At 50.5% G+C, this 9,557-nt stretch carries 9 protein-coding genes and 1 pseudogene; 7 read left to right on the top strand and 3 right to left on the bottom strand.

What is annotated here, in order from left to right:
- Nucleotides 1-76: 76 nt before the first annotated feature.
- The 3 genes and pseudogenes from Q4481_RS24440 to Q4481_RS24430 all read right to left on the bottom strand — a co-directional run.
- Nucleotides 77-178, bottom strand: a pseudogene (locus tag Q4481_RS24440) (transposase); the annotation flags it as partial.
- 245 nt (nucleotides 179-423) lie between these two features.
- Entirely contained in the window at nucleotides 424-1,524 is a 1,101-nt protein-coding gene (locus Q4481_RS24435; protein WP_304379045.1) for a formylglycine-generating enzyme family protein, read from the bottom strand.
- Nucleotides 1,521-2,678 carry a hypothetical protein gene (locus Q4481_RS24430; protein WP_304379044.1) on the bottom strand — a complete coding sequence of 386 codons (1,158 nt, stop codon included), beginning with the start codon at nucleotides 2,676-2,678 and terminating at the stop codon, nucleotides 1,521-1,523. Before Q4481_RS24430 ends, Q4481_RS24435 begins: the two co-directional genes overlap by 4 nt.
- A gap of 101 nt (nucleotides 2,679-2,779) precedes the next feature.
- On the opposite strand from Q4481_RS24430, the gene Q4481_RS24425 reads away from it, so the two are divergent.
- The 7 genes from Q4481_RS24425 to Q4481_RS24400 all read left to right on the top strand — a co-directional run bounded on the left by Q4481_RS24425 (nucleotide 2,780) and on the right by Q4481_RS24400 (nucleotide 9,218).
- Complete coding sequence (locus tag Q4481_RS24425; RefSeq protein ID WP_304379043.1) at nucleotides 2,780-3,505, top strand: hypothetical protein; 726 nt, start codon at nucleotides 2,780-2,782, stop codon at nucleotides 3,503-3,505.
- Between the two features lie 17 nt (nucleotides 3,506-3,522).
- Entirely contained in the window at nucleotides 3,523-3,864 is a 342-nt protein-coding gene (locus tag Q4481_RS24640) for an NIPSNAP family protein (protein WP_354542347.1), read from the top strand.
- The gene (locus Q4481_RS24420; RefSeq protein ID WP_304379042.1) at nucleotides 3,851-4,939 is read left to right on the top strand and encodes an AMP-binding protein; all 1,089 of its coding nucleotides are present in this window, start codon (nucleotides 3,851-3,853) and stop codon (nucleotides 4,937-4,939) included. Before Q4481_RS24640 ends, Q4481_RS24420 begins: the two co-directional genes overlap by 14 nt.
- Nucleotides 4,936-6,303, top strand: a complete 1,368-nt coding sequence (locus Q4481_RS24415) for a coproporphyrinogen-III oxidase family protein (protein ID WP_304379041.1) — start codon at nucleotides 4,936-4,938, stop codon at nucleotides 6,301-6,303. Before Q4481_RS24420 ends, Q4481_RS24415 begins: the two co-directional genes overlap by 4 nt.
- Nucleotides 6,300-7,517 carry an MFS transporter gene (locus tag Q4481_RS24410; protein ID WP_304379040.1) on the top strand — a complete coding sequence of 406 codons (1,218 nt, stop codon included), beginning with the start codon at nucleotides 6,300-6,302 and terminating at the stop codon, nucleotides 7,515-7,517. Before Q4481_RS24415 ends, Q4481_RS24410 begins: the two co-directional genes overlap by 4 nt.
- Before the next feature lie 553 nt (nucleotides 7,518-8,070).
- Nucleotides 8,071-8,658, top strand: coding sequence for a ComF family protein (locus tag Q4481_RS24405; RefSeq protein ID WP_304379039.1), 588 nt, complete (start codon nucleotides 8,071-8,073; stop codon nucleotides 8,656-8,658).
- Nucleotides 8,659-8,660: 2 nt separating this feature from the next.
- Nucleotides 8,661-9,218 carry a hypothetical protein gene (locus Q4481_RS24400; protein WP_304379038.1) on the top strand — a complete coding sequence of 186 codons (558 nt, stop codon included), beginning with the start codon at nucleotides 8,661-8,663 and terminating at the stop codon, nucleotides 9,216-9,218.
- The last annotated feature ends 339 nt before the right edge of the window (nucleotides 9,219-9,557 follow it).

The raw sequence follows: 9,557 nt of genomic DNA, 5'->3' as shown, positions 1-9,557 counted from the left end.
TGAACGCTTCATGCCGTCCGTCTCCTGGTTATGACGGACTCTACCAAAATTTGGAGGAAGTTCAGGGGCTCAGGTCAACATCCAGACCGCGGGCTGCCTGCGCAACGCTGACGCTGCGCTCAACAACCAATCTTACCGCTTCAAGCTTATATTCGCGGCTGAACTTTCTTCGTTGCATTCCTTCGCTCCAGTTTCATTGGAAACACCTTAACTCGGTGTCCATGAAACCGGCAGCAGGCCAGAGGACAGCGGTGACGCAGAAGCGAATGATTGCCTATAAAAGCTGAGAGGTGACCCTCAAGGTTAGTCCGTAGAACGTCGAGACGCTTTCGCCAAAGCAGCGGGTTTAAGTTGGTTTCTAACTTTCTTCTCCTCCTTTGACAGTGCCTCCCACTTCTTCGTAACATTCTTCGCGCCAACTAACTAACTTCCTCTAGGACAACCATTTAAGACCCACTGCAGAAACGCTGCCTGACGTTCCAGTGGCCATTTAGGAGACGGAGCCATAGGCATAGAGGCGTTCTCTCCCCTTACTGCGCTGTAAATCTTCGTGCCGTAATACTTCACATTGTCGTAATCGGCGAGGTCCATTGGCAGTCTCCATGTCTGGGAAACACTGCGCATTTCGGTTATATCCGTGCTATTGAAGAAGTGCTTTACGTCGCCTTCCCAGGTCGGACTGCCGACCGCAATTCTAGGCAGGCAGCCCACATCCTTCTCCTTGGCCGAACCCGCTGTAGCGAATTCACGCTCCACGCAAAGCGCTCTAAAGCCTTGGCTGTTAGTTCGTTCTTCAACCCTTGTCCAAGTACGGTTCGCTAATCGAGCGAAGAGCACCATCGCAAGAAAGTCGCCTCCGCGACAGGTCTTAAATGAACCATCTTCGGGACCATCCGGGTCGGTTCGCGTCGTTCCCGGCACGGTCGGATACTTATAAGCCCAATTCTGACACATCTCCCAAACGTTGCCGATCATGTCGTAGAACCCCCACGGATTGGGCTTAAACGAACCTACGGGCGACGTCGCTGCGAATCCATCGTCGAATTCATAGAAGTCACGTGGAAGATGAGGAAATCGATTGCCTGCGGATTTGTCATACACATTTGCATGTTCGCGTAATAGACAGTGGTCATTACCCCACCAGTAGATGCCCTGACTACCGGCGCGAGCTGCAAATTCCCATTCCGCCTCTGTGGGCATTCGATATTGGTAATGGCCGTCCTCTGAACTGAGCCAATCTAAGAATTCCGCAGCTTCGGTCCAGGAGACATTTACGACGGGTTGGTCGTCACCATTTAGGTCTACTCCCCCCAAATCTCCGCTCGAATGAGAAGGTTTGAATTTTCTATACTGTTCGTTTGTAACGGTAGTATTCTGCAGGAAATATCCTTTTGTTAGCACAACATGGTGTTGGCTCTCGTCCCCCTCTCTTCCCGCCTCTTCAGTTGGAGACCCCATGAGGAATTCACCCGGCTCCACCCAAGTAAACTCCATTCCTAACGCATTCTTGTGGGTAACAGTCATCTCGAGAGCCTTTGCTGTTCCAACCCCAACTCAGTGCCCAGCACTTCAAGCTGTTTGGTGACGCGATCGCGAACCTTGACTGGGCTTGAGCCTTCATACTCCGCATTCCAAGCCGAAAAGCACTCGCATTTGCCCCAGACCGACTTCAGCGCATCAATCTCGCGATGATAGTTCCACGAAGTGATAGCGGATCGAAGCCTTCCTTGACAGTGTGGACATGAGTCCGAGAGTTCTAACGGGACGGGCTCAATGTCGGCCTCCACACCCTTCAGCGAAACTCGGTGTCTGATGGTGTCGGGCAAATCAAGCAGGGTACGAATTCCGGTCCAAAGGGAGGCTGGCTTGTATCGTCCCTTTTCCCTAAGGTGATTGGTAAGCGTATAGGGCTGAATATTTATCATTTCGAGTACGCACATAAAGGCACCAAGCTCGAAACTCATTACTGTCGCGGACACCGCATCTGTGATGTCCTCCTTTGGCGTTAGAAATGGCTTACCAAGCGTCACGTAAGTGTAAAATCCAATTCTCTTTTCTGAAAGATTCGCCGTAGCTTTGCGTAATGTTTTCTCGGGCAGCCCCTTGTTGATTATAACGTTTCTGATGAATGGGTCGAAGGCCTCAACGCCGATGCCGATTGACAACGGGGCTCCCAAAGCCGATCTAAACTCCTCTATTGGCTCGGTATTTATGCAATACTTAGCTTCACTTTCAGTCGACATCATCCTTATATTGGCGAGCGCTAAACGACGGCCAATCTCAAGCCGTTGTTCTCCGGAGACCTCGAATCGATCGAAGAATGAACCCTGCGAAGTGAGAAATACGTACTCGTACTTTGAGAGAGACCCCAACCGGGTGATGGCGTTGTCAACCTGTGAAAGAAGATCGCTGGCCGAGACTCCCTCGTCAATTGCCATGAGCTCGTAATTGCACATCGTGCATCCGCCGGCTGAAAACCATCTACAAGGGCCCGTTCTCAAGATCACGAGTGGGACGTCGTAGGGAGTTCCCTCGAAGCAAGTTTCTTCCCAGTAGATGACCGCCTCGCTGGTGTTGACGGCCTCTCGACGCCGCGAAAAATGTCCTCCTCTCAAGGTCTTCATTATGGCGCTCATCTTCTTCAGCTCTGCTGGCGATGCCTCGTCGTCGACGTTCATGCATTTCTCCTTTGGCTGTCAAATATTCCAGCTAGAAATTTTGCTTGACGCGCAGTAGTAGAATGAGAAAGATATACCCTGATAAGTTAAGGGGTTCAATCATGAGATTTCTGGTGACAATGTCAGAAAATCGGACAGCTTCCTCAATGGAACGCGTCGCATGCTTGCAGCACAGACTAAAGTCCCTCGATTATCAGAAGCAGCTATTGGTAGATAAGCGACTAGGTTATGCTTTTAGAAGTGAGGACGCGTCCACTTCATACCTCATGTTCAAAGATATCAGGGCCCTGGAAGACCTTGATGAACTTGTGAAGGGCGACCCATCTTGGGCATATTGCTCTACCGAAGTTATGCCAGTTACCACAACTGCATCAATGATGAGAGAAATGTACAAATCTCTCGGCCCGAAAGTACTTGGAGAAGAGTTTGAAGCGAAGACAATGGCTGCGCTCGAAGGTGATGAAGAGCCCATCGACGAAGACGGCACATACTCGCTCGCAGCGAAGCGGGCCAAAGACATCTCCGCAATAACGTCGCCTGATCTTCTTAACGAGATGTGGAGCCGGGTGATTGAGTCCCAACGTCTTCATCTGAATTCCACGATCGAATTCGCTGACCACAACCCAGTAGGCAAGCCTTGGGGAATCCTGATCGGAAAGACCAATGTTTCTGAGCTTCAGCAACATGTTGAATCAGCTCCAATATTCCCAGATACCGATGTGACATTTGAGAATTTGCTCACATTGAAGCAGGCCAGGAACCTTACCGCTATGGAGCTCGAGCGAAGCCGACGAGCTGTACCTAAATCTGCGCTTTTCGACATGTAATTCTTTATGGTGTTGGCATGTCGCCTGTTTTTGAAGTAGTTAGCGGACAAATACGGTTGAATAGACGGAGGGAGTTCTTTGAATTACACAGCTCCGTGCTTTTGCCCATAATGCTTAGCTACGATATTCGGCCAAAGATGCTGCTTTTCACTGAACTTGGGCGGTTCAGTCGGTTCCTGGACATTTACGAATACGACAGCATGGCCGATTACGAGTCTAAGACAGATCAGTTGGTCGCCGACGAGCGGATAGGACCGTACTACGAGAAGGTCGGAGAATGCGTCGAAGGTGGTATTACCGTAGAACTCATGTCGAATCTTCCCTACTCCTCGTCGTGGGTAAGTCATGATTCATCCTGAGGTCGATTATTCAATATTCTACCTCAGTGGTGGCACAACGAGCCGCCCGAAGATTATCGAGTACAACGCTTTGCGTTGGAAGCAATCGACGGCGGTCAAAGCGCGACTAATGAGAGCGTGGGGTGTGGACCACAGCGCACGAGTAGCTGTTTGCCATCCGTTCTCACCATGGGCCATGGGCCAGGTTTTTGTCGAAGGAGCGCTTCACTGTGGAGCAAAGGTGCTGCCTCTCGGACTAGAGGCCAACCAAAGACCAATCTTTGAATACCTCAAACAATTTGATCCGACTCATTTCTGTGCAACCGCAAGCAACCTAGCAAGATGGGGGAGAGCATTCGAGCCATTCGCAGGCTCTCGCGGACCAAAATCACGCGTAGTGCTCACCGGAGGTGAAAAGCTAACTCCTGCCAAGAGAGCTGCCGTCGAGCAGCTCTGGGACATCCAAGCCGTTGATATCTACGGTATGGCCGAGTTCGATATGATAGCCTCCGAACTTCCAGAGCGAACTGGTCTCTGGCTCGTTCCGGAATACAACTATTTCATTCGAGCAGCTGAGGGGGTGACCGAGGGAATCTGCGACCAAGCGGAAGGTGAATTGTGTTTGTGTGTCCCAGGCGGCGGGGTGCATGCGACCGGAGACCTTGTCAGAGTTCTCTCGTCGGGCTTGGTCAAGGAATATGATTGGCACGAGAGCTTTGCCATCGAGGTATTGGGCCGCATCAATGAAACCGCCTCCACCTCCGACGGAGCCATGATCACGAGTGCGCACGTAGTCGCAATAATTGAAGAAATCCCAGAACTTGAAGCGATTCAAATTCTAATTGATCATCGCGTCGATGGGGATGAGATCAGCATCATTACGGAATTGAAGTCTGGCCTGCGGATGCAGCCAGAGATTCGCCAAAGGCTCATGTCGGTGTTTACCGATTGCAATATCGACATATCAGATAGCATTAGGCACGGAATCGTGGCGGCCGTCGCTGTCCATTCGGTGCTTGAAAGGCCATTTATTACTACTAGGCGTGGCAAAACTCCCAGAGTTTTGGAACTTTACAACGGTGGGCTCCAACCATGATCGCAACGACACCGCTCGTCACCGCTCACCCCCAGTTTTCAGCCCGCGAAAGTACTTACATTAGGTGGTATCCGAAAACGTTGTCGCCTCGTCAGTTTTTGCATTGTGAGGAGATAAAGGAAGAATTCCATCAAGGGAATAAGGCAAACGGAGTCTACATCCACGTCCCATTTTGCGATATTTTGTGTCCCTTCTGTCCGTTCAATAAGGTTCCAACTGAGGATGACAAGGTCGCAGACTTCGTTGACCTACTAATCACTGAAATTGGGCTTTATGGAACAATGGGCGTCGCCTGCGCGCTTGACTTCATTTACTTCGGTGGCGGCACACCTTCCACCCTTAATTCTCAGCAATTGGGGCGAATACTGGAAGCACTGAGTCGCTCGTTTGCAATTAATGTTGGCTGTGAAATCACAATGGAGTGTCATCCTACTCACCTCAGTCAGACCTATGCAAGAGATATTAGATCGATCGGAGTCAATCGCATTAGTTCTGGTATCCAATCTCTGAACGATAAAATACTCAGAACCCTTCGTTCAAATCATTCCGCTCACGATGCTCGTAAGGCAATTGAGAATGTGGGACTTGTATTTGGTGATATTGCGATTGATCTACTGTTTAGAGTTGATGGGCAGAGTTGCGCCAATTGGGAAGCCGATATCAATGAATGCCTTGCACTAGGTGGAGTATCCCATGTCAGTTGCTATAGCCTGGTCGGGCCACCTGGTTCAGCTCAACCGTCGGCGGAAATTGATGTTGAGATGTCTGTCATTGCATATGACCGCCTGACCGGCGCTGGCATGTCTCACTATGCGTCCTGCGCCAGCGGTGGCATGGACTTCGCAAGCCCTTCTAAGCAGTGTGCGTACGAGCTATTTCATTGGCGCGCGCCTCAAGCATCGTTCATTGGGCTTGGTCCAGGCGCTTTGGGATTTGTTGGTAATCGCACGACAATTAATGCTCTGTCTTTGAAGGGATATGCAAATGTCCTGCGTCAGAAGAAGCTCCCATTGGTTTCAGCAACTGCCGCCGACAAGTCGGAGTTGATGCGACGATATTTTGTTCTTGGAGTGAAAACTCTGGAGGTTGAGTTTCAACCGTTCTTCGAAATATTCGGCGTGGATGCAAGAGAAGTATTCAATGTCGAGTTATCAAGCCTTGCTTATTCCGGATTTATTGAAGTGGATCAATATAAACTTAGTGTTACAAAGATCGGAGTGTTTTACGTCGATAGTATAAGCGATGTATTTTTTAGTAAAATTGAGAGAAAGGTAGTTCACCCGGAGGAGCCTGAGATAATCCGTGCGGAAATAGCCTCTATGAGCTTGTCCGCTTCACTTTCTCACGGGACGCGGGCGATATGACTAGCATAGGACAAAGGTCAGTTCTACTAGCGTGCTTCTTGGCATGGACACTTGACGCGATGGATTTTCAGTTGTTCTTCGTTGCGTTTCCAGATGTCGCTCGATCGTTGGAACTGAGCAATCACGACCTGGGTGTGATGGCCCTGATCTCGCTGATGACGTCGGCACTAGGAGGATGGATTGCGGGTGTCGCTGCAGACCGATATGGGAGACTTCCGGTCTTACAGTGGGCCGTCGTCCTGTATTCATTTGGTTCGCTCGCAACCGCCTTTAGTGACAGCATGTTCGGCCTGCTCTTCAGCCGATCCATTGCCGGATTTGGCTTCGGCGCAGAATGGACGGCAGGAGCGGTACTCTTGAGCGAATGGGCCCGTCGGGAGGCACGCGGTCGGCTGACTGGATATATGCTCTCGGGCTGGGGAGTCGGATGGCTTCTCGCTGGCCTAGTTTACTACGGATCATCGCTCGCTTTCACCAGTTCTTGGGTCTGGCGCATCCCATTTCTCGTTGGTGCGGCAGGCGGCATTGTCGTGCTCTTGGTTAGGCTGTTGGCACGAGAATCTTCAATTTTTGTCAGTCAAGCGCAACAGAACAAGTTGCCTAGCTCACAAGTGACGGTGGGCCGAATTGCGTTGTTCGTGGTTCTTGCGACATCTGTGCAAGGTACCTACTACGCACTTCACGTATTTCTTCCATCTTATTTTCGATCTTTTCAGAGCTCGACGTCGGGATCGACAAGCATTCTTCTTATATTTGCTGCTGTGGGATCGATCGCCGGGAGCGTTGTTGGTGCATTGCTGGTTGATGCGGTTGGCCGACGACGCTTGCTGGTGGCGACGGGGGTTTCGCTAGCTGCTCTAGTATGGGCGGTGATTGGCCAAGGTGTATTGTCAGCCGGGCCGGCGTTCAGTTTGGCCGCCGGTTTCATTCCTTCCTTGGGCTATGCAGCCCTTACGCCACTGTTGAACGAGGCCTTTGACTCGGGGCATCGAGCGTCCCTAGTCGGGTTGACCTATAATGCTGGGCGAGCGTTTGCGGGACTATATCCCTATGCGCTAGGAATACTTACACCTTCTGTTGGATTAGCCGCCGCGGTGTTGTGGGTTGTGTCAATCTCCTGCTCCATCCTCGTAATAATTTCGTACTTCGTTGTGGAGACGAAAGGGGTTGATCTCACCAACGTCGGAATGACGGGAGCGACGGATAGTCGATGACTTGTTTGGCAACCTAGGATTCCGCCGCGGAACAGTAGTCTGGGGGCGCGTTCACTTTCGATCTTAGTGAAAAGCCAATGCCTTCGGCCTTGTCCGAATGGGTTCTCATCAGTGCGGGGACGTATTAGGGCCGAGCCTAGACATCGGGTCCCCAATGCATCACAGGCGGAAATGACTTCTAGGATCGAAATCCGCCAGGTGGCGAACTCGGGCCTGAGTTCACAGAGACTTGTAAATTCAGCTATCTAACGGATGATTCGCGGAAATCATTTTCGTTTGGAACCGACATTGCCGCGTCGCGACGGCCCACGGAGATCGCAGTGAACACATCGACACCCGTCACCACCACTCACAAGCCTACTCACTTTGGACCTTGTCCATGTTGTAAAACTTCAAAGCCTAAGACGGAAGCAGGTACAGCTTTAAATTGCTCCCATTCTCTTGATATATAAGAAGATGCCGCTGGTGATTCTACGGGCTAGTGTTACGGGACCAAACTGATGTTGTTCGTATTTATGCATTGATGCGTTAAAGAAACTGGGGGGGGGATCAAGTGAAGGTAAATTTGAGACGAATAAAGGGAAATTGGGACGACGGATACGTTTTAGACAAACACAAAATCAGAAGCATATTCATCGGCCACTATCCGAATGGGCGTCCACAATTCGACACTTTGCGCACGGACATTGGTGAAGCTGTCTATCAACTGAAATATAATGGTGATTGGACCAAATGCGCGCCCTTGGCCAAAGCGGTGCACGATCACATCGTTCCCTTGTTCCCCAAAATTGGCTTAGTCGTGCCAATGCCCCCATCGCAGCCGCGTTCACGGCAGCCTGTAGATGGAGTAGCGGAGGAGTTGGCTAAACTAATGGGACTAACGGTTTTCGGCGATTTAATTGCGAAGTCGCCATCAACAACCGGAAAGAAACTAAAGGACTTGACATCAAAGCCGGAAAAGGTTGCGGAGTTGGCAGGTAGGTTGTCAATAAACGACACAATTGGCGGCGATGGAAAGTGGAACGCATTGCTAATTGACGACCTCTTCGACAGTGGTGCCTCAATGGAGGCTGCAACTGCCGCATTGAAGAGTTACAACAAGATAAGCGGTGTGTATGTCGCCGCACTCACATGGAAATGAGAATGCAATCCGTTTTTGTGTCTGGCTCAATCACAATCAAGAAACTGCCTTCAGAATTCGTCGAAAGGCTGGAAGGCCTTGTCGCGTCGAAGCTTGCGGTCATCATCGGAGATGCTAACGGCGTAGACAAAGCCGTCCAAAAACTTCTACACCAACGCGGCCTATCATCTGTAACCGTGTTTTGTGCTGGGTCGGAACCGAGGAACAATCTCGGTAGCTGGCCTGTCAAAAGGATATTTAGTGAGGCGGTACCGGGGACGCGGGAATATTTCACTGCCAAGGACCTCGCGATGGCTGCCGATGCGGAGGTGGGTCTAATGTTGTGGGATGCGAAGAGCACAGGCACACTCAGTAACGTCCTGGAGCTGATGAAGCATCGCAAGAAGTGCGTTGTGTTCGTATTGGGCTATGATGGATTTATCATAGTTAAGGATGTTCCGAGCCTGATGAATTTGCTGAAAGTAATGTCCATTGATGCCATGCAATCCGCGGAAGAGAAAATCGGTCTTTCAGGAAAAATCCGCGCTCTGGAAAAAGAGCAATTGAAACTCATTTTTTGAACCACGCTCTACGGGGTTCGCAAGTCCTAAACGCCACATTGAGATGGTTTGATCTCGCGCAAATCTGGCCAAAGCGTTTGCAACTTGAATTCGTATCATTTTTCACGACACTCGAAACGCATTTTTGCCGACAACAACAGAGAGTCTAGCAGATCAGCTAGGAATTTCGAACAGGATTCCCGCGACCGGCCACACTCGAACCATGGAGTTTTTGACCTGAGCCCCTGAACTTCCTCCAAATTTTGGTAGAGTCCGTCATAATCAGGAGACGGACGGCATGAAGCGTTCACGGTTCACGGAAGAACAGATTATCGGGATATTGAAGGAGCAGGAGGCCGG

Source organism: Fluviirhizobium alvei (assembly GCF_030551875.1).
Taxonomy (GTDB): Bacteria; Pseudomonadota; Alphaproteobacteria; order Rhizobiales; family Rhizobiaceae; genus Rhizobium_E; species Rhizobium_E alvei.
Note: the sequence above shows the minus strand (reverse complement) of the source record. Positions and strands in the feature narration are given on the sequence as shown.